The sequence below is a fragment of the Pseudomonas iranensis genome, from assembly GCF_014268585.2.
GTDB lineage: Bacteria > Pseudomonadota > Gammaproteobacteria > Pseudomonadales > Pseudomonadaceae > Aquipseudomonas > Aquipseudomonas iranensis.
The window spans coordinates 4,092,137-4,118,156 of record NZ_CP077092.1 but is presented as its reverse complement, the minus strand read 5'-3'; the positions used below and the strand labels follow the sequence as shown (position 1 = coordinate 4,118,156).

General features: G+C 61.5%; 23 protein-coding genes. 8 read left to right on the top strand and 15 right to left on the bottom strand.

From position 1 onward, the window contains the following. Positions 1-6: 6 nt before the first annotated feature. Entirely contained in the window at positions 7-879 is an 873-nt protein-coding gene (locus tag HU724_RS18370) for a LysR family transcriptional regulator (protein WP_186566332.1), read from the bottom strand. 270 nt (positions 880-1,149) lie between these two features. Between HU724_RS18370 and HU724_RS18365 the strand changes: the two genes are divergently transcribed. After that, entirely contained in the window at positions 1,150-2,475 is a 1,326-nt protein-coding gene (locus tag HU724_RS18365; protein ID WP_186566334.1) for an MFS transporter, read from the top strand. A 72-nt stretch (positions 2,476-2,547) separates the two neighbouring features. Then, on the top strand, positions 2,548-3,939 hold the full coding sequence (locus HU724_RS18360; protein ID WP_186566336.1) for an FAD-dependent oxidoreductase: 1,392 nt from the start codon (positions 2,548-2,550) through the stop codon (positions 3,937-3,939). An 8-nt stretch (positions 3,940-3,947) separates the two neighbouring features. Here HU724_RS18360 and HU724_RS18355 read toward each other — a convergent pair whose 3' ends face one another. Then, positions 3,948-5,336, bottom strand: coding sequence for a type VI secretion system Vgr family protein (locus tag HU724_RS18355; RefSeq protein WP_186566338.1), 1,389 nt, complete (start codon positions 5,334-5,336; stop codon positions 3,948-3,950). A 221-nt stretch (positions 5,337-5,557) separates the two neighbouring features. On the opposite strand from HU724_RS18355, the gene HU724_RS18350 reads away from it, so the two are divergent. Beyond that, entirely contained in the window at positions 5,558-6,262 is a 705-nt protein-coding gene (locus HU724_RS18350; RefSeq protein WP_016775324.1) for a YebC/PmpR family DNA-binding transcriptional regulator, read from the top strand. Positions 6,263-6,364: 102 nt separating this feature from the next. On the opposite strand, the gene HU724_RS18345 is transcribed toward HU724_RS18350, so the two are convergent. The 4 genes from HU724_RS18345 to HU724_RS18330 all read right to left on the bottom strand — a co-directional run bounded on the left by HU724_RS18345 (position 6,365) and on the right by HU724_RS18330 (position 10,324). Further along, complete coding sequence (locus tag HU724_RS18345; protein ID WP_186566340.1) at positions 6,365-7,678, bottom strand: protein kinase; 1,314 nt, start codon at positions 7,676-7,678, stop codon at positions 6,365-6,367. A 159-nt stretch (positions 7,679-7,837) separates the two neighbouring features. Beyond that, positions 7,838-8,968 (bottom strand): cell division protein ZapE, encoded by a 1,131-nt coding sequence (gene zapE, locus HU724_RS18340; protein ID WP_186566342.1) that lies wholly within the window; start codon positions 8,966-8,968, stop codon positions 7,838-7,840. A 97-nt stretch (positions 8,969-9,065) separates the two neighbouring features. Beyond that, complete coding sequence (locus tag HU724_RS18335) at positions 9,066-9,821, bottom strand: anti-sigma factor family protein (protein WP_186566344.1); 756 nt, start codon at positions 9,819-9,821, stop codon at positions 9,066-9,068. Next, on the bottom strand, positions 9,818-10,324 hold the full coding sequence (locus HU724_RS18330; protein ID WP_122603079.1) for an RNA polymerase sigma factor: 507 nt from the start codon (positions 10,322-10,324) through the stop codon (positions 9,818-9,820). The genes HU724_RS18335 and HU724_RS18330 overlap by 4 nt, the downstream gene beginning before the upstream one ends. 156 nt (positions 10,325-10,480) lie before the next feature. Between HU724_RS18330 and HU724_RS18325 the strand changes: the two genes are divergently transcribed. Together HU724_RS18325 and HU724_RS18320 are read left to right on the top strand one after the other, a co-directional pair. Then, positions 10,481-11,587: a catalase family peroxidase gene (locus HU724_RS18325; protein WP_186566346.1), complete on the top strand. Its 1,107-nt coding sequence runs from the start codon at positions 10,481-10,483 to the stop codon at positions 11,585-11,587. Beyond that, positions 11,584-12,129 carry a cytochrome b gene (locus HU724_RS18320; RefSeq protein ID WP_160768781.1) on the top strand — a complete coding sequence of 182 codons (546 nt, stop codon included), beginning with the start codon at positions 11,584-11,586 and terminating at the stop codon, positions 12,127-12,129. The genes HU724_RS18325 and HU724_RS18320 overlap by 4 nt, the downstream gene beginning before the upstream one ends. Positions 12,130-12,188: 59 nt before the next feature. Here the strand turns inward: HU724_RS18320 and HU724_RS18315 are convergent, their stop codons facing one another. Next, the gene (locus HU724_RS18315; protein ID WP_073471325.1) at positions 12,189-13,340 is read right to left on the bottom strand and encodes a M14 family metallopeptidase; all 1,152 of its coding nucleotides are present in this window, start codon (positions 13,338-13,340) and stop codon (positions 12,189-12,191) included. Between the two features lie 95 nt (positions 13,341-13,435). Between HU724_RS18315 and HU724_RS18310 the strand changes: the two genes are divergently transcribed. Then, the gene (locus tag HU724_RS18310) at positions 13,436-13,654 is read left to right on the top strand and encodes a hypothetical protein (protein WP_125927390.1); all 219 of its coding nucleotides are present in this window, start codon (positions 13,436-13,438) and stop codon (positions 13,652-13,654) included. A gap of 104 nt (positions 13,655-13,758) precedes the next feature. Here HU724_RS18310 and HU724_RS18305 read toward each other — a convergent pair whose 3' ends face one another. Beyond that, positions 13,759-14,157 (bottom strand): DUF6124 family protein, encoded by a 399-nt coding sequence (locus tag HU724_RS18305; RefSeq protein WP_038862224.1) that lies wholly within the window; start codon positions 14,155-14,157, stop codon positions 13,759-13,761. A gap of 130 nt (positions 14,158-14,287) precedes the next feature. On the opposite strand from HU724_RS18305, the gene HU724_RS18300 reads away from it, so the two are divergent. After that, positions 14,288-14,947 (top strand): LexA family protein, encoded by a 660-nt coding sequence (locus HU724_RS18300; protein ID WP_133336852.1) that lies wholly within the window; start codon positions 14,288-14,290, stop codon positions 14,945-14,947. 42 nt (positions 14,948-14,989) lie between these two features. Here the strand turns inward: HU724_RS18300 and HU724_RS18295 are convergent, their stop codons facing one another. The 4 genes from HU724_RS18295 to HU724_RS18280 all read right to left on the bottom strand — a co-directional run bounded on the left by HU724_RS18295 (position 14,990) and on the right by HU724_RS18280 (position 20,640). Beyond that, positions 14,990-16,939, bottom strand: a complete 1,950-nt coding sequence (locus HU724_RS18295) for an acetyl/propionyl/methylcrotonyl-CoA carboxylase subunit alpha (protein WP_186566348.1) — start codon at positions 16,937-16,939, stop codon at positions 14,990-14,992. Further along, entirely contained in the window at positions 16,939-17,751 is an 813-nt protein-coding gene (locus HU724_RS18290; RefSeq protein ID WP_186566350.1) for a gamma-carboxygeranoyl-CoA hydratase, read from the bottom strand. Before HU724_RS18290 ends, HU724_RS18295 begins: the two co-directional genes overlap by 1 nt. Before the next feature lie 13 nt (positions 17,752-17,764). Next, positions 17,765-19,369 (bottom strand): carboxyl transferase domain-containing protein, encoded by a 1,605-nt coding sequence (locus HU724_RS18285; protein WP_186566352.1) that lies wholly within the window; start codon positions 19,367-19,369, stop codon positions 17,765-17,767. A 107-nt stretch (positions 19,370-19,476) separates the two neighbouring features. Next, positions 19,477-20,640, bottom strand: a complete 1,164-nt coding sequence (locus tag HU724_RS18280; RefSeq protein ID WP_024013438.1) for an isovaleryl-CoA dehydrogenase — start codon at positions 20,638-20,640, stop codon at positions 19,477-19,479. Between the two features lie 300 nt (positions 20,641-20,940). Between HU724_RS18280 and HU724_RS18275 the strand changes: the two genes are divergently transcribed. After that, entirely contained in the window at positions 20,941-22,638 is a 1,698-nt protein-coding gene (locus HU724_RS18275) for an AMP-binding protein (protein ID WP_186566354.1), read from the top strand. Positions 22,639-23,295: 657 nt separating this feature from the next. Here HU724_RS18275 and HU724_RS18270 read toward each other — a convergent pair. The 3 genes from HU724_RS18270 to HU724_RS18260 all read right to left on the bottom strand — a co-directional run bounded on the left by HU724_RS18270 (position 23,296) and on the right by HU724_RS18260 (position 25,867). After that, a complete protein-coding gene (locus HU724_RS18270) occupies positions 23,296-24,195 on the bottom strand; it encodes a hydroxymethylglutaryl-CoA lyase (protein ID WP_186566356.1) in 900 nt (299 codons plus the stop codon). Between the two features lie 145 nt (positions 24,196-24,340). Then, a complete protein-coding gene (locus HU724_RS18265) occupies positions 24,341-24,739 on the bottom strand; it encodes a MerR family transcriptional regulator (protein WP_039763349.1) in 399 nt (132 codons plus the stop codon). Between the two features lie 198 nt (positions 24,740-24,937). Then, positions 24,938-25,867, bottom strand: a complete 930-nt coding sequence (locus HU724_RS18260; protein WP_136493755.1) for a LysR family transcriptional regulator — start codon at positions 25,865-25,867, stop codon at positions 24,938-24,940. Between the last annotated feature and the right edge of the window lie 153 nt (positions 25,868-26,020).

Genomic DNA, 26,020 nt, shown 5'->3' with positions numbered 1-26,020 from the left:
AGTGAGTCAGGTCAGGCTCTCGCGAACCATATCGAGAAACGTCGCCACCACCCGCCGCGAACTCTGTTCGCGCAAGCACACCAGGGTTTCGGTCAGGCGCCTCGTGCAGTCGGTGATCGGCAACGCGCAGACCCGTGAGTCGGCGCCGAATTCCGCCGCTGAAACCACACCAACCCCGATCCCCACTACCACGGCTTCGCGCGCCGCTTCCCGACCTTCAACCTGAATTGCCGGGCGAATGCGCAAGCCCGCTCGGGCCATTTCCTCTTCCAGGGTCTGCCGGGTTACTGAACCGGTCTCACGCAGCACCAGTGGCGTGTCATCCAGATCGGCCAGACAGATCGATTCGCGTGCGGCCCACGGATGATTGCGCGAAACGAACGCCACCATCGGATCGTTGCGCAACGGCACACACAGCAAGCGTTCATCGGTTACGTCGCGGCCGAGCAGCGCCAGATCGGCCTGATAGTTGAACAGGCGAAACAGCGATTCATCGGTATTGCCGGTTTCGATTTTCACGCTGATCCCCGGGTAGCGCTCGCAGAACCGCGCGATCTGCGGCAACACGTGGATCGGCGCATCCACTGCGAGAATCAGGCTGCCGGTCTGCAGGGCCTGGGATTCCTGCAGCAATTCCTGCGCTTCGGCTTCGATCACGAACAGGCGCTGGGTGATCGCCAGCAGGCGCTCGCCAAGGTCGGTCAGGCGTACGGAACGTTTATTGCGGTGAAACAGCAGCACGCCGAAGCGTTCTTCGAGTTTGCGCACCTGGTCGGAAATCGCCGGTTGCGTCAGATAAAGCCGCTCGGCGGCGCGGGTGAAGCTGCCATGGACGGCCACCGCGTGGAACGCTTTGAGTTGGGCGTGAGAGACGGACATGGTGACTCCAGTAACAAGCTCGGCTTATGTGTGAAATACGATAAATCGATTTTATTTATTAAACAGTAATTGCTTTGATCGGCTCACGCCATCGCTGGCTGCTCGGTCGAACAGCAGCGCCGGCCCATGAGCCTGTGCGTGCAACAGCAGACTCATCTGACCGTTATCGCCGAAGGGAAGGGGCGGTAACGCAGTGCTCAACAATAAAAAACACAGGCGTTTTTCTTAACGATTCTGCCGGCACACTCACACCCTGAGGTCAGAACCACCATGAACAAGCACATCGGCACCCTGGCGCGTTGGCGCGTGCAGATCTTCGCTATTACCTGGCTCGCGTACGCCGCGTTCTACTTCACCCGCAAAGCCTTTTCGGTAGCCAAACTGGGCATCGCCGAAGACCCTGATTTCACCCTCGACAAAATGGCCATGGCCAACCTCGACGCGATCTATCTGGCGGCGTATGCCCTCGGACAGTTCACCTGGGGCATGCTCGCCGATCGCTTCGGTCCGCGAGTGGTGGTGCTTGGCGGTTTGCTGATATCCGCCGCTGCGGCGCTGGTGATGGGCAGTTTCGCTACATTGCCGATCTTCGCCACGTGCATGTTGATTCAAGGTTTGGCGCAGTCCACTGGCTGGTCCGGGCTGTGTAAGAACCTTGGCAGCTTCTTCCCGTCAGAGCAGCGCGGGCGCGTGCTCGGTTTGTGGAGTTCCTGTTACGCGTTTGGTGGTCTGGTCGCCTCGCCGTTCGCCGGCTGGTGGGCCTACACGCTGGTCGGCACCTGGCACGCGGCATTCATTTCCAGCGCGGCGGTGGTCGCGGTGGTCGCCGTGCTGTTCTTTATCTTCCAGCGCAACAAACCGGAAGACGTCGGCTTGCCGGCGGTGGAGCCCGAGCCGGAACTGAGCGCCGAAGAAACCGCAGCCAACAGCAAACTCAGCGTCTGGGAGCCACTGAAGGAAATCCTGCGCAACCGCACGGTGCTGGTGCTGGGCCTGGCGTATTTCCTGCTGAAACCGGCGCGCTACGCGATTCTGTTGTGGGGCCCGGTGATTGTTTTCGAGCAGATGCCCAGTGTCGGCAAGGTCGGCGCGGCGATCATTCCCACCGCGTTTGAACTGGCCGGATTGCTCGGGCCGATCATGATCGGCCTGGCCTCGGACAAACTTTTCGGCGCCCGACGCATGCCGGCCTGCGTGCTGAGTCTGCTGGCGCTGACCGTGACGCTGGCGTTGTTCATGGCCGCGCTGAACACCGGCAGCGTGTTGCTGGTCGTCGCGTTGCTGTTCGTCATGGGCCTGACGTTGTATGGCCCGGACTCGATGATCAGCGGTGCGGCGGCCATCGATTTCGGCAAGGCCAAGGCCGGTGCCACCGCCGCCGGTTTCGTCAACGGCTGCGGCTCCGTTGGCGCGGTGCTCGGCGGTTTGCTGCCGGGCTACTTCGACTCGGTGACGGTGTTTATCGTCTTCGCCGGATGCGCGCTGTTCTCGGCGCTGGTGCTGATTCCGCACTGGAACAGTCGGCCGGTCGGCGTGATGGAGCCGCGCGCGGCGATCCCCAACTGCCCGCTGAGCGTCGAACCGCTGCGTTCCTGAAACCCTTCGCCCCGTGGCCTGCTGCGCGGTGCGCGGCACGCTGCGTCGTGGCTTTCTGACTGGAGATTTCCCATGCGACCGTTCTGGCTCGAGCAAGCCTTACAGGCCGATCCATCCGAGCAGTGTCCACCGCTGCAAGGCGAGGTGCGCACGGATGTGTGCATCGTTGGCGGCGGCTACACCGGATTGTGGACGGCGATCATGCTCAAGCAGCAAAACCCGGAGCTGGAGGTGCTGCTGATCGAAGCAGACATCTGCGGTGCCGGCGCCAGTGGCCGTAACGGTGGTTGCGCACTGTCATGGTCGGCCAAGTATTTCACCCTGGAGCGCTTGTTCGGCGTCGAAGAAGCGGTGCGTCTGGTCAGGGAATCGGAGCGCAGCATCCATGCGATCGGCGAGTTCTGCGAGCAGTACGGCGTCGATGCCGACTACCGCCTCGACGGCACGCTGTACACCGCGACCAATCGCGCCCAGGTCGGCGCAACTGATGCGGTGATCGCGGCGCTGGAGCGTAACGGCATCAACTCGTTCAGCCAGCGCCCGCTTGCCGATGTGCAGCGCATGGCTGGTTCAGCAAAACACCTGGAGGGCTGGTTTTCCCCGGCGGCTGCCAGCGTGCAACCGGGCAAACTGGTGCGCGGTCTGCGCCGGGTGGCGCTGCAATTGGGCGTGAAAATCCATGAAGGCACGGCGATGACCGGGCTGGAAAAGGGCCGCCCGGCACGTATTCACACGCCCGGCGGCAAGGTCATCGCCGACCGGGTGGTACTGGCGATGAATGCGTGGATGGCCCGCGCGTTTCCTCAGTTCGAGCGCAGTGTGGCGATTGTTTCCAGTGACATGCTGATCACCGAACCGCGCCCGGACCTGCTGCAGCAAATCGGTTTGACCAGCGGCGTCAGCGTCCTCGATTCGCGGATTTTCGTGCATTACTACCACAACACCCCGGACGGCCGGATCATGCTCGGCAAGGGCGGCAACACCTTCGCCTATGGCGGGCGGATGCTGCCGGTGTTCGATCAGCCGTCGCCTTATGCCGGATTGCTCAAGCGCAGTCTCGCGGATTTTTTCCCGGCCTTCGCCGAGGTCAAAATCGACGCGACGTGGAACGGCCCATCGGATCGTTCGGTGACCGGTTTGCCATTCTTCGGCCAGATGAGCTCGGCGGGCAACGTGTTTTACGGCTTCGGTTATTCCGGCAGCGGCGTCGGCCCGTGTCACATGGGCGGGCAGATTCTCGCCGCGCTGGTGCAGGGCCTGGATAACCCGTGGACTCGTTCGCCGCTGGTCAACGGGCCGCTGGGTTATTTCCCGCCGGAACCGATTCGCTACCTCGGCTCGCTGATGGTGCGCAACGCCATCCGCCGCAAGGAGCGCGCCGAGGATCACGGGCGCCGGCCTCGGCATCTGGACGTGCGCCTGGCCAAGTTCGCGGCGGCGGCGGGCAAGGCGGACAAAGGCTGAGGCGCCAATCAATGCTCGGCGCGGTGGCTCAGCCAGTCGAGCAACAGGCTGTCGCGCGCGGGTTCTGATTCGCGCTCCGGCGGCTGGCGTGCGTGGCTGAGGCACAGGATCGGTCGGTCCGGATCACTGTCGAGGAAACTCACCCACACTTCACTGCCGGCACGCGGTAATTGATCGACCGCGACGGGGCCGCTGAACCGGCTCATGGCGATCGGCAGCCACAGGGCGTCGCTGGCGGATTTATCCGCAGACGGCCACAGGCTTACAGCGAGGCAGCCGTTTTCGTCCACTTGCGCAGGTTGCCCAGGCGCACCCGCGACTTTCGCCAAGTGATAACCGGCAATATTCGGGCGAGCTTGTTTGAGTGGCGGACGGAAGTCGGTCGACCAGGGCTGTGCAGTGAAGTCGTTGTGATAACGCTGAACGCTTGGCGCCGGATCAAGGATCGAAGGGTGCTGCCCGTGGTGGCGCACGGCGCATATCAGCCATTGTTCGTTGAAATGATGGATCGGGTGGTCGGCCACAAGCAGCAGTCGGCCACTGAGCAAATCGCTGCAATCACTGCGCCCGTGAATGGAACGCAACTGGCAGCGCTGGCGTTGCAGATGGCGCCGGCTGCGCTGTTCGGCGTACAGACGTTCCGGCGATCGCGCGGGCATCGGCAACTCGGTCGAGACCTCGTTGGCGGCTTCGGCGTTGCCGGTTGGTCGGCCACGATTGCGCACCGCATGCAGCATCGGCACGGGCGCCGCGCGATGTTGTTGATAGAGTGCGCTGACGCAGGGCGATGGGGGTTGCTCATCGACATTGAAGGGAATTTCGATCGGTTGCTGGGGCAGGCTCAGGCTGTCGTCGGCGAACACCACGACGTGTCCGTCCGGCCCGTGTTCGAAGTGATAGTGGATGCCTTCTTCTTCGCATAGCCGCTGCAGCAGTGCCAGATCGCTTTCTTCGTACTGAATGCAAAACGCCCGCGGCGGGTAGTGACCGACGCTCATTTCAATGCGGTAGCTGTGCGCTGGCAGGGCATGTTCTTCGAGCAGTTGCTGGATGATCTGCGGCGTACTCAGGTGAGTGAACACGCGGCGCTTGTGCGTTTGCGCCAGTTGTTGCAGATGCGGCACCAGAATCAGTCGATAGCCGACCCGATGGGTCCCGCGATGTTCGCAGCTGGCGCTGGAAATGACGCCGTGGAACCCGTGCTGCTCACTGAGCCGCAGAAAGGCCGGCCGGTGCAGAAAGGATCCCGGGACGATGGCCGGGGCGAGGCCGAGCAGTTCGATGTCGAAACGGTAAGGCTGGTTCAGCGCTTCCTCGCCGCGAAAACGCACCACCGGCAGGCGCAATCCGCTGTCGGTCAGCGTAAGGGTGAATGGACTTTCCTTGTCATTGAGCATTCGAGCAGGCCCTGTCAGGCGATACGGGGTTTCAAGGGTACGAAACCGTCGGCCTGAATGGTCATGTCAAAGGCGCTTTTCAGAATCCCCCTACATGCTTTGGTGAAGATGTCGATTCCGTCGGCTGTTTTTTTGGTCGATTGCCGACTTTAGGCCGTATAAACTTGCCGCCACGCGTCGGCCAATAGATGTCTCGGCGCCACAGATCAAGAGAGTGAGTAATGGGCGCACAGTGGAAGGTTAAACACAAAGAAGCGGCAGCCAACGCCAAAGGGAAGATCTTCGGCAAACTGGTGAAGGAAATCACCATTGCTGCACGCAACGGTGCCGATACCGCCACCAACGCACACCTGCGTCTGGTGGTCGAGCAGGCGAAGAAAGCCTCGATGCCAAAAGAAACCCTCGATCGCGCGATCAAGAAAGGCGCCGGTCTGCTGGGTGAAACCGTGCAATACCATCGCGTGACCTACGAAGGCTTCGCCCCGCATCAGGTACCGCTGATCGTTGAATGCGTCACCGACAACATCAACCGCACCGTTGCGGAAATCCGCGTGGCATTCCGCAAGGGCCAGTTGGGCGCTTCCGGTTCGGTGGCGTGGATGTTCAACCACGTCGGCATGATCGAAGCCGCGCCGGACAGCCCGGATGCCGATCCGGAAATGGCTGCGATCGAAGCCGGTGCCCAGGATTTCGAGCCGGGTGAAGAGGGCGCGACGCTGTTCCTCACCGACCCGACCGACCTCGACGCCGTGCAGAAGGCACTGCCGGAACAAGGCTTCACCGTGCTCTCGGCGAAACTCGGCTACCAGCCGAAGAACCCGGTCAGCGGCTTGAGCGACGAGCAGATGGCTGAAGTCGAAGCGTTCCTCGAAGGCCTCGACAACCATGATGACGTGCAGGACATGTTTGTTGGTCTGGCTGGCTGATCTGTCGCGCCAGTAATGACCTCTTCGCGAGCAGGCTCGCTCCCACATTTGCAATGCATTCCATTGTGGGAGCGAGCCTGCTCGCGAATGACTGCGCAGCGGTCAAAGATTCTCCAGCACCTCGATTACTTCGCTAAACCCAGGCCGCCCCAGCACATCCGCCTGACAGCAACGTCGCTCCAGCGCCTGCAGTTGCGCGCGCCGCTCCGTACTCAATCCTGCATCGACACGCTCCAGCAATTCCCCCAACAACACACCGAACGCACGGACTTCCAGGCGCTGCAATGCGCGCGTCTGCACATCATCGCCGGTGGCATGAAACGACGCCGCGCCGAAATCCCCCAGCAGACAATCGCCCTGATCGTTCAACAGAATGTTGTGGCCATACAGATCGCCGTGGGTGATGCCTTGGCGGTGCAGGTGCTCGGCCGCTGAGGCGATGCCTTTGGCGACGCGCAGGGCAACGTCGGCGGAGAACCGGCAATCTTCGGCGTAAACATCCCGCGAGCACGAGTCCAGGCTGGGCAAACCGGCGAGATTGCCGAAGCTCGGATCAATCAATTGCATCACCAGCCCCTGCTGCTGATCGGGGTGGCCGCCGATGCGGCCCTCGACGCGGATCAGGTTGGGGTGCAAACCGGCAGTGATGCAGGCGTTCATCTCATGCAACGGCGAGCCGTCGCTGGTCATCTCGCCTTTGTAGAGCTTCACCGCAACCGCCTGCGCCGTGCCGTCGTCGCGCTGCCAGACTGCCTTGGAAATCACCCCGGAAGCGCCTTCGCCCAGTTGCTGCTCCAGGCGCAGCGCCGACCAGTCGATCAGCGGCGTGGCCTCAAGGGCAGCGGCATCGGCTTCGGTCTCCAGCGGATTGCCGGCGTAGGCCAGCCAGGTCAGGCTCGGCAAGGTCAGCAACCACTGCGGCAGTTCGCTGAGTTGGTTGGCAGCGATGCGCAGCAATTCCAGCCGATGGCAGTGGCGCAGGGAGTCTGGCAGCGTTTGCAGCCGATTGCCGGTGAGCATGAGCTTCTGCAGAGCGGGGCGTTCACCGAGTTCGCTGGGCAGGCTTTCGATGCGGTTATCGGTGAGGATCAACCAGCGCAGCTGCGGCGGCAGGGCGGCAGCGGGCACATTGACGATGCGGTTGGCCTTGAAGCCGACCATGGTCAGCGCGGTGCACTGGCCGAGGCAGGCCGGCAGTTCGCTGAACTGGTTGTCGGAGCAGAACAGCACGCGCAGGCGGGTCAGGCGATGCAGGTTCTCCGGCAGGCTGCTCAGCGCGTTGCCGCTGAGGTTGAGCACTTCCAGCGTCTCGGCCAGTTGGAAAATTTCGTTGGGGAATTCGGTCAGCCCGCAGGACAGGTCGAGGCGGGTGATGCCGGACAGCTCGCCGGCGCGTAGTTGAGCAAGGGTGTGCATGTCTGGTTTCGCTATTGATCGGTGGAGCGACGCGGGGGGCGCTGGAATGGGCGACATGATAGCGGTAAAGCGGATGCTGAACGGATTTTGAGTTGTCCCGGGACCTGGTGGGAGCGAGCAGGCTCGCTCCCACAGGGCTCGCTCTCACAGGGTAGGGAGTCAGTTGGGAGCGTGAATTTCCTGCAATTGCCCCAACCGGCTGCGCGTGCGCGCCAGGTCGATGGCGTGACCTTCCAGGCTCTGGCCCAGCGGCAGTTGGCCGAGCAGGGTCAGGTATTTGTCCTGATCGTAGAGCACGTCAATCAGATTGATGAAGCGCTGCTGCACGGCGATCGGACATTCGCCGAGCTGCGGCAGGTCATCGATGATCCACTGGTCGAAACGCTGGCACAGTTGCAGATAATCCATCACTGCCGTTGGCTGTTCGCACAGGTCGTTGAAGGTGAACGCGACTCGCCGGCCTTGGCAAAAACGGGCCTGAAGCTGGCGCTTGCCAACTTCGAGGGCAAGGGCAGGCGCGTCGGCTGGTGGCAGGTCCAGTGTCTGACGTTGAGCTGCCGTCGCCGGCCATACGTAATGTCCTTGGGTAAACACTTGATGCGTGTGTTGGCGGTTGAGTGCGCGGTAGTCGTGGGCGCCACCGACTTCCATCACTCGCATGCGCGTGTTGATCAGCTCGATCACCGGTTTGAAGCGCGCGTGGTACAGCGGATTGGGCAGCAGGCCCTCGGGTGCATAGTTGGAGGTCACCAGCAGCATGATCTGCCGTTTGAACAGGGCCTTGAACAGCCGCGTGATCAGCATCGCGTCGCCGATGTCGTGCACATGGAATTCGTCGAAACACAGCACCTGGCAATCTTCCAGCAACTCATCCAAGGTGATTTCCAGCGCGTCTTCCTCCTGGCGATGACGGAACATGCCGTCGTGCAACCGAGCGAAGAACTGATGGAAATGCAGGCGGCGTTTGCGCGTGATCGGCAGCGCCTGGAAAAAACCGTCGAGCAACCAGCTCTTGCCGCGCCCGACGGCGCCGTACAGGTACAGACTCGGCGGGGTGTGGCCGCTGTCGCCGAGCAGCACGCTGGCTTGCTGCGCCATGCAGTCGATGACTTGCTGCTGACTGCGGCTGAGGGTGTAGCCCTGGCTTTTGGCCTTGTCACGGAAATAATCGCGGATGGTCGCGGCATGAGCATCGAGCCCGGCGCTGGCGGGCAGGCCTTTGCCGAACAGGCGGCGCAGCAACGGCCAGCGTTGGCTCAGTCGTGATCGTTTCGGCGTTCGGGCGGGCACGCGGGACAGGCTCCTGGTTTCTCAGACCGGCTCCACAGCGAGCGCGGTGGCCCCAGTGTAACCAGAGCCCGGGCGTCGGCTCCATGAAATATCACCATCAGAACGGTGGCGATTGCTTGAGCAACTCTGCCGCCGGCGAGTCGGTCGGGCTGACCACCGCATAGTTGTAGCCCGGCCCTGACCAGTAATCGGCCTGCAGATCGCCATCGCTGCGCGAGCCACGCGGCAGCAGGGTGTTTTTCGGCCCCGGTGGACGCAGGTAGAAACTGACCTTGTGACCGCTGCCATCCTCATACATCACCATCGCCGCCGCGCCTTCATCGGTGCTGAGCAAGCGCCCGCTGACCGGCTCGAATCCGGCAGCTTTCAAGTCCGGCAAGCGCCCGGCACCGCTGAAGTAGCGGTCGAGCCAACGCTGCATGTCGCCGTCGCTGTCGACCTTGTAATCGGCGGGCAGTACGCCTTGCTGGGCGATCAGGCGATAGGCTTGCAACGCGTCAGTCATCGGCAATGGCGCAGGGCGCGCCAGGGTCATTTCCCGCGCCTGCCAGCCACTGAAACCGCCGATGCTCACGGCAACGAGCAACACCGCCGCGCTGGCCAGGTGGCGACGGGACTGCTGGCGGCGGCGCTGGCGAATCATCATCGGGTCGAGCGCCGGATTGGCCGGTTGCTGCAACGCGCCACTCAGCGCTGCGCGCAACTGCTGGGCGTCGCGTTGCCAGGCGCGCACCTGCGCCGCTTCTTCAGGGTGGCTGGCCAGCCAGGTCTCGAGCACGCGCCGGTCGGCGACGCTGAGCTGGTGGTCGACGTAGGCGTGCAAATCACGTTCGCTGGGAGGCAGGCTGATCATTTGAGTATCCGCAAGGAAGGGCTGCTGATTTCGCCGTCGCTGAGTTGGCGCAAGGCCTGGCGGGCGCGGGACAGGCGCGACATCACGGTGCCGATCGGGGCGCCGAGGATCTCGGCGACCTCTTTATAGGACAGGCCTTCCACCGAGACCATCAGCAGCAAAGCGCGCTGTTCGGTGGGCAGGCGTTCGAAGGCTTGCAGGGTCGACTGGGCAATCACGGTGCGTTCCACCGACGGCTCGGCATCGTCGCGACCGGTGAAAAATTCCAGCATGCGCGCATAGCGCCGCGAGCGACGGTGCGCATCGAGAAACTGCCGATAGAGGATCGCAAACAGCCAGGCGCGCAAGTCGCCCTCAGCGCGTTTCTCGCCCCACGCCGACAGCGCCCGCTCTAGGCTGGCCTGGACCAGATCGTCGGCGCTGCTGCTGTTGCGCGTCAACGACAGGGCGAAGCGGCGCAATCTGGGAATGATTTCTCTCAACTGTTCGTCGAATTCGCTCATGAATTTCTGCTGGTCGCTACGCTGTGGACTAGGAAGACGCCCGTCAGCGCAGGTTATTCCCCGTGCGCAAAAATAAATACCGCGCCGTGGAATAAACCCGGACGGGGTGCGTCTTGCTGACTCTTTCCACTTGTGGCCGATGGCCTGGAGATATTCATGGTTGATCGCTCGTCCCCCAACGCTGCACCGCTCGGCAGGCCGCCGCGCCAGCCACTGAGCGCCGCGAGCCTGGTTTTACGTCTGGGCGGCATTGCCGTGATTGTCGCCGCCGTGGCCGGGGCGTTTGCCTACGTGCATGGCAACCTTGACCCACAACGATTGACGCCAAAAGCGTTGGTCGATGTGCTGGAAAAGAACAACGGCGTGCATCCCGGCTTTCGTCGCAATCACGCCAAGGGCGTGTGCGTGATCGGCCATTTCGAAAGCAGCGGCGAGGCGCGCGCGTTCTCCACGGCACAGGTGTTCAACCTGCCGCAGACACCGGTGGTGGGGCGTTTCGCCTTGCCGGCCGGCAATCCCTATGCGCCGGACAGCGCCGTACCGATCCGCAGTCTGGCGCTGCGCTTCACCCAGGCGAACGGTCAGCAATGGCGCACCGGCATGAACAGCATGCCGGTGTTTCCGGTGGGCACGCCTGAAGCGTTTTACCAATTGCAGCAGGCGCAGTCGCCGGATCCAGCCACTGGCAAGCCAGACCCGACGAAGGTGCCGGCATTTTTTGCCGCACACCCGGAAGCCGTGCCGTTTCTGACGTGGGTGAAGACCGCCAAGCCTTCGGCCAGTTACGCGACCGAAACCTATAACAGCATCAATGCGTTCTATCTGGTCGATGGCAACGGCAAGAAACAGGCCGTACGCTGGAGCATGACCCCGTTGGCGCAGGACGCGGCAGGTGCCACAGCCCCTGAAGGCGCCGATTTTCTCGAGAAGGATCTAGTGCAACGCCTGGCCGCCGCACCCTTGCGCTTCCAGTTGAATATCACCCTGGCCAACGCCGACGACCCGGTCAACGATGCCAGCAAGACCTGGCCCGCAAATCGCAAAGTGCTGAACGCCGGGACTTTGGTGCTGGAGAAAACCCAGCCGCAGCTCAGCGGTGAATGCCGCGACATCAACTACGACCCGCTGGTGCTGCCGGCCGGGATTCAAGGCTCGGCAGATCCACTGCTGGCCGCGCGTTCTGCCGGCTACGCCGATTCCTACCTGCGTCGCACCAGCGAAGTCAGCCAGTTGCCCGCCGCCAGACAGGAGGCTCGTCCATGAGCAAGCAACCGACGCATTTCGTTTTGCTGGCGCGCCTGCTGCACTGGCTGATGGCGCTGATGATCATCGCCATGCTGTTTATCGGCGCGGGCATGGTCACTTCGGTGTCGTCTCGCCATGAATGGCTGATTCATTTGCACAAGCCGCTGGGCATCGCGATTCTGGCGCTGGTGATCGTGCGCCTGCTGGTGCGCTTCACCACCCGCCAACCGCCGCTGCCGGATGATCTGCCGGGCTGGCAGGTGCTGGCAGCCAAGGCTTCCCACCTCTTGTTGTATGCGTTGATGCTGGTGTTGCCGTTGCTCGGCTGGGCGATGATCAGTGCCTCGGGCGAGCCGGTGATGCTCACGGCGTCGCTGCATCTGCCGTCGATTGTGCCGGCCGACGCGCAACTGTTTGCGGTGCTGCGCAAGTCCCATGGCTATCTGGCGTATCTGCTGTTTCTGACGGTGCTGCTGCATCTGGCGGCGGCGCTGTTCCATGGCTGGGTACGCCGTGACGAAGTGCTCGACAGCATGTTGCGCGGGCGTGATCGCGGCTGACCCTGTAACGCAAAAGATCGCAGGTCGGCTGCGATCTTTTGTCGTTACAGAGGAGGGGATCAGCGCAGGGTGTCGACCATGTCGGCGAGGGTGGTCAGCACATCCTTGCCCAATTGCTTGGAACGTTTGCCCGACCAGCCGGTGATCTTGTCCGGGTGGTCGTCGTGGTCCTTGAAGGGCATCTCCAGGGTCAGCGACAGGCAATCGTATTTCTGCCCGACGCTGTTGCAGGCCAAGGTCATGTTGGCCTGTCCCGGTTCGTCGCGGGTGTAGCCGTAGGTGGTCTGGAAGTCTTTGGTGGTGTGCTTCAGATGGCTGCGGAAATGCTCTTCAAGCTTTTCGATGCGCGGTGTGAAGCCAGGATTGCCTTCACAGCCGGCGGTAAAGACGTGGGGGATTTCCTCGTCGCCGTGCACGTCGATAAACGCATCGACGCCATATTTTTCCATCTGCTGCTGGACGAAAAGCACTTCCGGACTGATGTCCTGGCTGGCGTTCTGCCAGGCTCGGTTCAAGTCCTGACCCATGGCATTGGTGCGCAGATGGCCATGGAAGGCGCCGTCCGGGTTCATGTTCGGCACCAGATACAGATCGGCGCTGGCCAGCAGTTTGTTCAATACCGGATCGTCCTGGCGCTCCAGACGCTCAATCACGCCTTCCATGAACCATTCCGCCATGTGCTCGCCCGGATGCTGCTGGGCAATGATCCAGATCTTGCGCTGGCCTTCGGCACCGGTGCCTTTGCGCAGCAGCTGAATGTCGCGGCCCTCGACACTTTTGCCGGTCGCCAGCAATTCGGTGCCAGCCTTGCTCAGCGCCTGCTCGATCAACCAGTCGTGGCGGCCGCGGCTGTAGGGCTCGAAGTAGGCGAACCAGGCGTGGGTCTGTTCGGCTTCGAGGCAGAAGCGCAGGCTGTCGCCTTCGAAGCTGGTGGGGATGCGGAACCAGTTGACGTGGTCGTAGGAGGCGACTGCCTGATAGCCGGTCCAGGCCTTGTTATAGGAGGACTGGCTGGCGTTGACCAGACGAAACCAGTGTTCCTGATGCACATGCAGGCCGCTGGCCTTGAAGTGGAACCACTGAAAATGAGCGCTGCGGGTGTCCGGGCGGATGGCCAGAACCGGATTGAGCGGGTTGCTGATGTCGATGACTTGGATATTGCCGCTGTCGAAATTGGCGCTGATGTCGAACGAAGATTTGGCCACGGTCATAATCGCTTCCAGAGCAGGATTTTTATGACCGGTACTTTACACGCAGGCAGGGCTGAAACCGAGGGGAATTGCGGGTGTAGCGGGGGGCGTCTTCCGTGACGCGCCAGCAGCTTAGAGGCTATGCGATTGATTCTCAAGTGCTGATTGCCATTAGTTTTGCCCAATGTGGCCGGGCTCGGCTTGCCAATCAATATTCTTTTGATATTATCCGCGCCATCGAATTTGCAGCACCTAAAGACTTCATTAGCCTGAAGACACAAGCCCGAAAAACGGGCAAAAAAAGACCCGGCAAAAAGCCGGGTCAAAAACCGTGATTAGCCTGATGAGGAGATAGTCCAGAAGACCGACCTAAGGTCTCTGGTCCATCGACTGATCTCGCGATCAGCTGCTTGCAATAATAATCATTATCATTTGCAAGTCAAATGTTTTTATCTGCGCGATGGGAAAATTCTTTCCTGTCCGCCCGTACCTTGTCCGCCGTGACTTCGTCGTTGTCGATCGAATGGTCGACCATCGCCCGCGCCATATCCACCATGTGCACCACCGAAAAGGCCAGATCGCGACTGGTGCCTTGCAGGTTTTCTGCGGCCTTGAACGCGGTGGCGGCTGCACATCGCAACAGATCCGAGGCATGCACCAGCGCTTCCTCGCCGCTGAGATGGCCTTTGACGTTGAAAAAACGTTCGTCCGTCTCGGGTTCTGAAACAGCCGGTTTCAAGTAGTAGTCCAGCGCGCGCTGTGCGGCGGCATTGCCTTGAGGGGAGGTGAAGCTGGTGTCGATTTGCAGATCGGGCAGGTCTTTGCTGCTGATGTTCATCATGAAACGTCACTCCATGTTCGATTGAAAGTCCGTTTCCTTAGGATAGTACCGCCTGTATTTGTGACGAGAATTTAAATACTACAATATGTGTTTTGCCGGTCGAAGACGTCCGCGTAAGGTGCGGCACATGGATAAATGGATTGAGTTGGTCAAGGCCAAGATGAGTGAACTCAAAGTCACTCAAACAGAGCTCGGAGAGCGCGTCGGCATGTCCCAGGGCGGGATCGGTCATTGGCTGAACAAGCGTCGCGAACCCGGTGTTACCGAAATGAACCGCGTGCTCAAGGCGCTGGGAATGGACTTCCTTGAAGTCGTTCTGGTGATCCGCGAACCGCAGCCGACGCCGGAAGACGAAATGCCGCTGGCGCAGAAGTACAACCCGTACTTCCGTTATCCGGTCTGCGATTGGCGTGCGCCGTGCGAAGTGCGTGACGCTGCGGCGAGCTATCCCGGAGCATCAGCGAAGCAGCGCTTCGAATTGACGGATTACCACGCTCGCGGCGGTGCGGCGTTCTGGCTGACGGTGACGGGGGATTCGATGACCGCGCCGAGCGGCCAGAGCGTTGCCGAGGGCATGCTGATTCTGGTCGACCCAGAGCTGGAGGCAGTGCCTGGCAAACTGGTGATCGCCCAGTGGCCGGACAGCGAAGAAGCGATTTTCCGCAAACTCGACGAGCAGGCCGGCCAGCGCTACCTGGTGCCGCTCAATCCAACTTGGCCGAAAACCCTGCTAACCGATGAATGCCGGATTATCGGCGTGGTGGTTCAGGCGACGGCGCGTTACTGAACGGATCGATCCTCGCGCAAGGCCAGGATCGACCCTTTTATTTCATCCCTCTTCCAGTTCAACCAGAGCGCTGCCTTCGCTGACCATATCGCCTTCCTGGCAATACAGCGCTTTGATCACACCGGCGTGCGGCGCGCGGATGCTGTGTTCCATCTTCATGGCTTCCAGCACCACCAGTTGCGCCCCGGCCTCAACCGATTGTCCCGTTTCGACCAGCACGCGCACGATGCTGCCGTTCATTGGCGCGGTCAGACCGCCCTGATGGCTGTGGCTGGCTTCAACGGCACTGATCGGATCGAACGCTTCGATGCGCCGCAACTCGCCGTCCCATTCCAGATACAACGCGCCACCCTGACGAATCGCCCGCAATGTGCGGCGCACGCCGTCATGCTCGACGATTAGCGCTTCGCCCTGCAGTTTTGCATGGGCCGCGGTTCTCAAGGTCAACGCGCGATCCTGTCCCTCGCAGCTCAAGTGCAAGGTGATTTCCGCCGGCAAGCCCGCGCGCAAACCACTGCTGCAAGACCAGGGGGAGGCGGGATCATCCGCCCGCGCACGCTTGGGCAAACTCTGCGCAAACGCCTGCGCCGCCGCCTGCCAGAACTCATCGCTCAACGTGCCTGGTGCTGGCAGCAATTGCTCCTGATAGCGCGGAATAAAACCGGTATCCAGCTCTGCCGCCGCAAACGCCGGATGCGCGATGATCCGCCGCAGGAAATTGATGTTGGTCTTCAGCCCGCCGATCGCAAACTCGTCGAGCATGCTCAACAGACGCAAGCGCGCCTGTTCGCGATCTTCACCCCAGGCAATCAGTTTGCCGAGCATCGGGTCGTAGAACGGCGAGATCGCGTCACCTTCCTCAACGCCGCTGTCTACCCGCCGCCCCGGTCCCTGTGCCGATTCGCGGTACAGATCCAGACGCCCGGTGGCCGGCAGGAAATCATTCGCCGGATCCTCGGCATACAAGCGCACTTCGATCGCGTGACCATTGAGCGGTACCTGCGCCTGGGTGATCGGCAGCGCTTCCCCACGGGCGACGCGAATCTGCCAGGCGACCAGATCCAGCCCGGTGATTGCTTCGGTCACAGGGTGCTCGACTTGCAGCCGCGTGTTCATCTCCATGAAGAAAAACTCGCCGCGCGCATCCAGCAAAAACTCCACGGTGCCGGCGCCGACATAACCGATCGCCTGCGCCGAACGCACAGCCGCTTCGCCCATTGCCCGGCGCAACTCGGGCGTCAGACCCGGCGCCGGGGCCTCTTCGACGACTTTCTGGTGCCGACGCTGGATCGAGCAATCGCGCTCGTTGAGATACAGGCAGTTGCCGTGCTGATCGGCGAACACCTGAATCTCCACATGACGTGGCTTGAGCAAATACTTTTCCACCAGCATCCGAGAGTCGCCAAACGACGATTGCGCTTCGCGCTGCGCCGAGGCGAGGGCTTCAGCGAGTTGGCTGACATCCTCGACCACTTTCATGCCTTTGCCGCCACCACCCGCAGTGGCCTTGAGCAGCACCGGATAACCGATGCGTTCGCAGGCTTCGCGGAAGGTGTCGAGGTCCTGCGCTTCGCCGTGATAGCCCGGCACCAGTGGCACGCCGGCCTTTTCCATCAGCGCCTTAGCGGCGGATTTGCTGCCCATCGCATCGATGGCCGAGGCGGGCGGGCCGAGGAAGATCAGCCCGGCGGCTTCGATGGCGCGGGCGAATCCGGCGTTTTCCGATAGAAAGCCGTAGCCGGGATGAATCGCCTGGGCACCGCTGGCCTTGGCGGCGGCGATCAATTTATCGATTTGCAGATAACTCTCGGCAGCCTTGCTGCCGCCCAGATCCACGCGGATATCGGCTTCACGGCTGTGCCGCGCATCGCGGTCGGTGGCGCTGTGCACGGCGACGGTGGTCAGGCCCAGAGCCTTGGCGGTGCGCATCACGCGGCAGGCGATTTCGCCGCGGTTGGCCACCAGCAGGGTGGTAATCACAGGTGCGCTCATCAACGCGACTCCTTGGTGGATGCGGCTTGCCAGTTCGGTGGGCGTTTTTGCAGGAAGGCACGCAAGCCTTCCTGGCCTTCAGGGCTGACGCGAATCCGCGCGATGGCATTTTCGGTGTAGCGGCGCAGGGCCGGGGTCAGCGCGCCGTTGCCGACTTCGCGCAGCAAGTCCTTGCTGGCGCGCATGGCGGCGGGGCTGTTGAGCAACAGGTTGTCGATCCACTGTTCGACCTGTTGCTCCAGTTCCGCCGCAGGATAGCTTTCGGCGAGCAAGCCGATCTCCCGCGCCCGCTGCCCGCTGAAGCGCTCGGCAGTCAGCGCATAACGCCGTGCCGCACGCTCACCGATCGCCTGCACTACGAACGGACTGATCACCGCCGGCGCCAGGCCGATGCGCACTTCCGACAGGCAGAACTGCGCGTCATCGGCGCCGATCGCCATGTCACAGCAACTGATCAAGCCCAGCGCGCCACCAAACGCCGCGCCCTGAACCACGGCCAGCGTGGGGATTTTCAGTTTGGCGAGGTTGTACATCAGCTCGGCCAGCTCGCGGGCGTCATCGAGGTTGGTGTGGTAATCGAGTTCCGCTGATTGCTGCATCCACGCCAGGTCGGCGCCGGCACTGAAATGCTTGCCATGCCCGCGTAGTAGCAGGAAACGCAGGCTCGAATCGCTGGCGACCTTGTCGAGGGCGAGGATCAGTTCGCGGATCATCTCGGCGTTGAACGCGTTGTTTTTCTCGGCGCGGTTGAGCCACAGCGTCGCAAAACCGCGTGGATCGGTTTGCAGTTCGAGGGTATTGAAGTCGTTCATCAGATTCTCCCCATCACATCCGGAACACGCCGAAGCGGCTCGGTTCGATTGGCGCGTTCAGCGACGCGGACAAGGCCAGGGCCAGTACGTCGCGGGTCTGAGCCGGATCGATGACGCCGTCGTCCCACAGCCGCGCGCTGGAGTAGTAGGGGTGACCCTGTTCTTCGTACTGGTCGAGAATCGGCTGCTTGATCTCGGTCTCCTGCTCGGCGCTGAACGCCTGACCGCTGCGTTCGGCCTGTTCGCGCTTGACCTGCACCAGGACGCCTGCGGCCTGTTCGGCGCCCATCACGCCAATCCGCGCATTCGGCCACATCCACAAAAAACGCGGATCGTAAGCGCGACCGCACATGCCGTAGTTGCCGGCACCGAAGCTGCCGCCGATGATCACGGTGAATTTCGGCACCTTGGCGCAGGCCACCGCGGTCACCAGTTTGGCGCCGTGTTTGGCGATGCCGCCGGCCTCGTATTTCTGGCCGACCATGAAACCGGTGATGTTCTGCAGAAACAGCAGCGGGATGCCGCGCTGGCAGGCCAGTTCGATGAAGTGCGCGCCTTTCTGCGCGGCTTCGGCGAAGAGGATGCCGTTGTTCGCCAGAATCGCGATCGGGTAGCCATGCAGATGAGCGAAACCGCAGACCAGTGTGGTGCCGAACAGCGCTTTGAATTCATCGAACACCGAACCGTCGACCAGCCGCGCGATCACTTCGCGCACATCGAAAGGCTGCTTGGCGTCGGCCGGAACCACGCCGTACAGCTCGTCGCTGGCGTACAGCGGCGCAATCGGCGTGCGCTGCTGCACCTCGCCGAGTTTGCGCCAGTTGAGGTTGGCAACGCTGCGGCGGGCGAGGGCGAGGGCGTGTTCGTCGTTCTCGGCGTAATGGTCGGCCACGCCGGAGGTCTTGCAGTGCACATCGGCGCCGCCGAGGTCTTCGGCGCTGACCACTTCGCCGGTCGCGGCTTTCACCAGCGGCGGGCCGGCGAGAAAAATCGTCGCCTGGTTGCGCACCATGATCGCCTCGTCCGCCATTGCCGGCACGTACGCGCCGCCGGCGGTGCACGAGCCCATGACCACAGCGATCTGCGGGATGCCCATGGCGCTCATGTTGGCCTGGTTGAAAAAGATCCGTCCGAAGTGCTCGCGATCCGGAAACACTTCGTCCTGACGCGGCAAGTTGGCGCCGCCCGAGTCCACCAGATAAATACACGGCAGGCGATTCTGCTGGGCGATGGTCTGCGCGCGCAGGTGTTTTTTCACGGTGAGCGGGTAATACGAGCCACCTTTCACCGTCGCATCGTTGGCGACGATCATGCACTCCACGCCTTCGACGCGACCGATCCCGGCGATCACACCGGCAGCCGGGACGTCTTCGCCGTAAACCGCATGGGCGGCGAGTTGGCTGATTTCGAGAAACGGCGAGCCCGGATCGAGCAAGCGATTGATGCGCTCGCGCGGCAGTAATTTACCCCGCGAGGTGTGGCGTTCCTGCGCTTTGACACCGCCACCCTGCGCCACTTGGGCGAGGAGGGTGTGCAGCGCGTCGACCTGTTTGAGCATCGCCGCGCAGTTGGCAGCGAACTCCGCCGAGCGCGGGTTGAGCTGAGTGTGCAGAATCATGGGGCTTACTCCGTAAGCAGCTTCTAGCTACAAGCGGCAAGCTGCAAGTCGGGGCAAGAGCGTGGATCTCTTGCAGCTTGTAGCTTGCGGCTTGCAGCTGACGAAATTCATTTCGTCTCGTTGAACAGTTCGCGGCCGATCAGCATGCGGCGGATCTCGCTGGTGCCGGCGCCGATTTCGTAGAGCTTGGCGTCGCGCAGCAGGCGGCCGGCGGGGAATTCGTTGATGTAGCCGTTGCCGCCGAGAATCTGGATCGCGTCGAGGGCCATTTGCGTGGCGCGTTCGGCGGTATAGAGGATCACCCCGGCCGCGTCCTTGCGCGTGGTTTCGCCGCGCTCGCAAGCCTGGGCCACCGCGTAGAGGTAGGCGCGACTGGCGTTGAGCTGGGTGTACATGTCGGCGACTTTGCCCTGGATCAGTTGGAATTCGCCGATGCTCTGGCCGAACTGCTTGCGGTCGTGGATGTACGGCACGATCAGGTCCATGCACGACTGCATGATCCCGGTCGGGCCGCCCGAGAGCACCACGCGTTCGTAATCGAGGCCGCTCATCAGCACTTTCACGCCACCGTTGAGCACGCCGAGGATGTTCTCTTCGGGTACTTCGACGTCATCGAAAAACAGCTCGCAGGTGTTGGAGCCGCGCATGCCGAGCTTGTCGAACTTGTTGCTGCGGCTGAAGCCTTTCCAGTCACGCTCGACGATGAACGCGGTGATGCCGTGGGGGCCTTTTTCCAGGTCGGTCTTGGCGTAGATCACGTAGGTGTTGGCGTCCGGACCGTTGGTGATCCAGGTTTTGCTGCCGTTGAGGACGAAGCGGTCGCCGCGTTTATCGGCGCGCAGTTTCATCGAAACCACGTCGGAACCGGCGTTGGGCTCGCTCATCGCCAGGGCGCCGACGTGTTCGCCGCTGATCAGTTTTGGCAGGTATTTGGTTTTCTGTTCGTGATTGCCGTTGCGGTTGATCTGGTTGACGCAAAGGTTGGAGTGCGCGCCATAGGACAACGCCACTGACGCCGAGCCACGGCTGATTTCTTCCATCGCCACCACGTGCGCCAGGTAACCCAGACCCGCGCCGCCGTACTCTTCCGGCACGGTGATGCCGAGCAGGCCCATGTCACCGAATTTGCGCCACATGTCGGCGGGGAACAGGTTGTCGTGATCGATCTGCGCGGCACGCGGGGCGATCTGATCGGCGACGAAGGACTGCACCTGATCGCGCAGCATGTCGATGGTTTCACCGAGGGCGAAATTCAGGGATGGATAGCTCATGTGGCACCTTTTGGCTTTTTTATCGGGTGGAGCGCACGACGAATCGGCGCTCAGCTTTACGTTAACGTAAAGCTTCCAGAGATCGACTGTCAATCGGCTTTACGTAAGCGTCAACTTGGGCGAGAGTAAGGGCAGTTCAGGATCAGATATCGGTTTGTTTCTGGTGGGAGCGAGCCTGCTCGCGAAAGCGCTGTGCCAGTCGCCCTCAAGGGTGAATGACGCAGCGTATTCGCGAGCAGGCTCGCTCCCACAGGGATTCAAAACCGGGAAAACCCACTAATAAAGACAATAGGGGTCGTCATGGATCAACCCAGTGCAAACCCGCAGCGCAGCTACACCCGTGGCTCTCAGGACAAAGCCCTGCTGGCGATGACCATTGGTCAGCGCTTCGATCAGACTGTCGCGCAACACCCGGACGGCGAGGCGTTGGTGGTGCGCCATCAACGGCTGCGGTATTCGTGGCGGCAACTGGCCGAGGCGGTGGATGAGCAGGCCAGAGCCTTGCTCGCGCTGGGCTTGCAGACCGGCGATCGCCTCGGCATCTGGGCGCCGAATTGCGCGCAGTGGTGCATTACCCAGTTCGCCACGGCGAAGATCGGCGTGATCCTGGTCAACATCAATCCGGCCTACCGCAGCTCCGAACTCGAGTACGTGCTCAAGCAATCCGGCTGCCAGTGGCTGGTCTGTGCCGGAGCGTTCAAGACCTCGAATTACCACGAAATGCTCCAGAGCCTGGCGCCAGAATTGGCTGAGCACGCCATCGGTCAGCTGCGCAGCGAACGCCTGCCGGAGCTGCGCGGCGTGATCAGCCTCGATGCCAATCCGCCGCCCGGTTTTCTGCCGTGGTCGCAGCTCAGCGATCTGGCGGTCAGCGTCTCGCCCGACCAATTGCGTGAACGCAGTGCCAGCCTGCATTTCGATCAACCGGTGAACATCCAGTACACCTCCGGCACCACCGGTTTCCCCAAGGGCGCGACCCTCAGTCACTACAACATTCTCAACAACGGCTACATGGTCGGCGAAAGCCTCGGCCTGACGGCTGCCGATCGTCTGGTGATTCCGGTGCCGCTGTATCACTGCTTCGGCATGGTCATGGGCAACCTGGGTTGCGTCACCCATGGCAGCACGATGATTTACCCCAATGACGCTTTCGATCCGGCGCTGACCCTGCAAGCGGTGGCCGAAGAAAAAGCCACGGCGCTGTACGGTGTGCCGACCATGTTCATCGCCATGCTCGATCAGCCGCAGCGGCAGACTTTCGACCTGTCGAGCCTGCGCACCGGGATCATGGCCGGCGCCACCTGCCCGATCGAGGTCATGCGCCGGGTGATCAACGAAATGCACATGAGCGAAGTGCAGATCGCCTATGGCATGACCGAAACCAGCCCGGTGTCGCTGCAGACCGGGCCTGCTGATGAGCTGGAATTGCGCGTCACCACGGTCGGGCGCACCCAGCCACAACTGGAAAGCAAGATCATCGACACCGCCGGCAACCTCGTGCCGCGCGGGACCATCGGCGAATTATGCACGCGCGGCTACAGCGTGATGCTCGGCTACTGGAACAACCCGCAGGCTACTGCCGAAGCCATCGATGAGGCGGGGTGGATGCACACCGGCGACCTGGCGAGCATGAACGAGGAGGGTTACGTCAACATCGCCGGGCGTAACAAGGACATGATCATTCGTGGCGGCGAGAACGTTTACCCCCGTGAGCTGGAGGAGTTCTTCTTCACCCATCCGGCGGTGGCCGACGTGCAGGTGATCGGCATTCCGTGCTCGCGCTACGGTGAAGAAATCGTTGCCTGGATCAAATTCCACCCCGGCCACAGCGCCTCGGAGCTGGAGCTGCAAACCTGGTGCAAGGAACGCATCGCCCATTTCAAGACACCGCGTTACTTCAAATTCGTCGACGCGTTTCCGATGACGGTGACGGGCAAGATCCAGAAATTCAGGATGCGTGAGATCAGTATCGAGGAGCTGAAAACAATCGAGGGATAATCAAAAACCTTCTGTGGGAGCGAGCCTGCTCGCGAATGCGGTGTGTCATTCAGCGCAAATGTGTCTGGCACACCGTTTTCGCGAGCAGGCTCGCTCCCACAGGGATGCAGTGATAGAGAGACGAATCACAGAAAGCACAAAGGGGAGCCGAAGCTCCCCTTTAATTTGTCGTTGCGTGCTCTTTTTATTATTGAGGGTCGGTCTGTTGTTGTTTTTGGCAACCGTGGCCCTGTACAGCTTTCTGGCGACCCCCATCCGGGGTCAAGAGCAAACGTATTTTTTTGAGCGCTGATCCGCTTTCTCGTTTAACGATCCAACCGATTCGGGAGCTACCTGAAGGTAGTTTTATTGTTCTCTGCCCGGTTGCGGGTCACTCCTGAGAGCACCCTGAAAAGCACACCTTCTCCAAAAAAATCTGTTAGCTGCGTCTCTGCCGTGTTGTTCTTGTTATGTCAGAGTCGTTTCGTCTTGTTTTTATTGGTTTGCGGCTTTTTATTCTTGTTATGCGATAGAGATAGCAGGTGTCGTGCCAACTTTTAAAAGCCTTTATAAATCAGCTACTTAAGGTTTTCAGGCTTTTTCGGCTCCAGGCAAAGCCAGACAATTTGTTTCCGTGTTACTCGCTTTTGCCCACATCGCTGACGCAGCGGTAACACCTCACTGCGCGCTGCGCGCCTTGGCCACCCGCGAACCGCTCGGGCGGCCGAGCACTGCGCTGATCTGCTGGCCCGCGGCAATCAAGGCGTCCAGGTCGATACCGGTCTCGATGCCCAGGCCGTTGAGCAGGTACACCACATCTTCGGTGGCAACGTTACCGCTCGCGCCTTTGGCGTACGGGCAGCCGCCGAGGCCGGCGATAGAGCTGTCGAACACCGCAATGCCTTCGAGCAGGCTGGCATAGATATTGGCCATGGCCTGGCCGTAGGTGTCGTGAAAATGCCCGGCGAGTCTGTCCCGTGGCACCTGCGCCGAGACCACCTCGAACAGGCGTCGGGTCGCGCCCGCCGTGCCGGTGCCGATGGTGTCGCCCAGCGACACTTCGTAGCAGCCCATCGCGTACAGTTCACGCGCGACCATCGCCACTTGTTCCGGCGCGACCGTGCCTTCATACGGGCAGCCCAACACACAGGAAACGTAACCGCGCACGGTAACGCCGTGTTGTTTCGCCGCCTCCATGATCGGCGCAAACCGCGCCAGGCTTTCGCTGATCGAGCAATTGATATTGCGCTGCGAGAACGCCTCGGAAGCCGCAGCGAACACTGCGACTTCCGTGACCCCGGCGCAGAGCGCGTCTTCAAAGCCGCGCAGGTTCGGCGCCAGCGCGCCGTAGGTCACGCCGGGTTTGCGCTGGATCTGCGCGAACACTTCGGCGGATCCGGCCATTTGCGGCACCCACTTGGGCGAGACGAAACTGCCGACTTCGATGTAGCCAAGCCCTGCGGCGCTCAGGGCATCGACCAGTTGCACCTTGTCGGCGACGCTGATCGGTTGGGCTTCGTTCTGCAGGCCATCGCGCGGGCCGACTTCGATCAGGCGTACTTGGGAGGGGAGGGACATGGGTGGGACCTGCCTGTTTTTTGAGTTCACGAAGAACCCTGTGGGAGCGAGCCTGCTCGCGAAAGCGGTGGATCAGTCACCGTTAATGCTGGATGACAGAATGCATTCGCGAGCAGGCTCGCTCCCACAGGGGCGCCAGTGTTGGCTAGACCGCCTGCTGGCTCTTGAGCGTCTGCTCCAGCGCCTGCACGCAGCGCTCTTCAGCAGTATCCAGCTCGAGCTTCATCTGTTCGATATCCAGCAGCTGCTGTTCGAGCTGTTCGCGGCGTTCGCTGATTTTCGCCAGCATGCTGTTGAGCTGTTTGGTGTTACCGCCGGACGGGTCGTAGAGTTCGATCAGCTCGCGGCATTCGGCCAGGGAAAAACCGATGCGCTTGCCGCGCAGGATCAGCTTCAGGGTGACCTTGTCGCGCGGCGAATAGATACGTTCCTGGCCACGACGCTCGGGGCTGAGCAGGCCTTGCTCTTCATAAAAGCGGATCGCCCGGGTGGTGATGTCCAGCTCGCGGGCGAGGTCGGAAATGCTGTAGGTCTGACTGCTCATGAAAGCGCTCGGAAAAGGGGCATGGCGCTAAGCTAATCGGTGGTTTACGTTTACGTCAAGGCTCAAGATCCTCGCTGCGTTTGCCGGCCTCTTCGCGAGCAGGCTCGCTCCCACATTCGACCGCGTTCCTTCAGATGAAACGCAATTCATTGTGGGAGCGAGCCTGCTCGCGAAGAACGATAACGCGGTATAAAAGCCCTACACCTTCTCCAGCTTCTTCTCCTGCGCCGTCACCTGCTGGCACAACTCGATCATCTGCTCGCGCATCCAGCGGTTGGCCGGGTCCTGGTCGGTGCTTTCGTGCCAGTACAAATGCGTTTCCACCGAGGGCACATCATTCACCGGCAAATTGAATGACTGCAAATCATGGCGGCGGGCGAAGCGTTCCGGCACGGTCATGACCATGTCGGTCTGCTGCATCACTTGCGAAGCCATCAGATAGTGCTGCGAGCGCAGGGCGATCTTGCGCTGGATGCCCATTTTGCCCAGCGCCAGATCGACATAGCCCAGCCCGCTGCGGCGGCTGGAAATATGGATGTGGGTCAGCGACAGGTAGTCATCGAGGCTGAGTTTTTCCTTGCTCGCCATTGGATGGCCCTTGCGCATGGCGCAGACGTAACGGTCGTCCATCAGCTTGACGTGGCGCACCTGCGGGTCGGTATTGAGCGGCGCATCCACGGCGAAATCCAGACGCCCGGCCGCGAGTTCCTTGGTGGTTTCCCGGCGCTTGGACAGAAAGCTTTCGATGATCACCGTTGGCGCGAGGCGGCGCAGGCGCTGGAACAGTGGCGGCAGAATGATTGCTTCCGTCAGGTCGGTCATGCTGATGCGGTAGGTCTTGACCGCCTGCGCCGGGTTGAAGATGCGACTTTCCTGCACCGATACGCGCAGCAGCGACAGGGCGTTGCGCACCGGGCCGATGATGTTCTGCGCCATCGGCGTCGGCACCATGCCCTGAGCGGTACGCACGAAGAGCGGGTCGTTGAAGGTTTCGCGCAACCGCGCCAGCGCGTTGGACACCGCCGGCTGGGTGATCCCGACAATCTGCCCGGCGCGGGTCAGGTTGGCTTCGGTGTAGATCGCGTCGAAGACGATGAAAAGGTTCAGGTCGACCTTGCTCAGATTCATAACGCGGCTTCTCTTGTTATTAAGTGCAAGTGTTTTGGGCTGACGATCAGCGGATCATATATTGGTGATGAATGTTTATACACGCCGAGAATAGGCTAGGTAAATGATCAGCGCTGTTCTAGCATCGATTGCATGACTTGAACAACCTCTGCC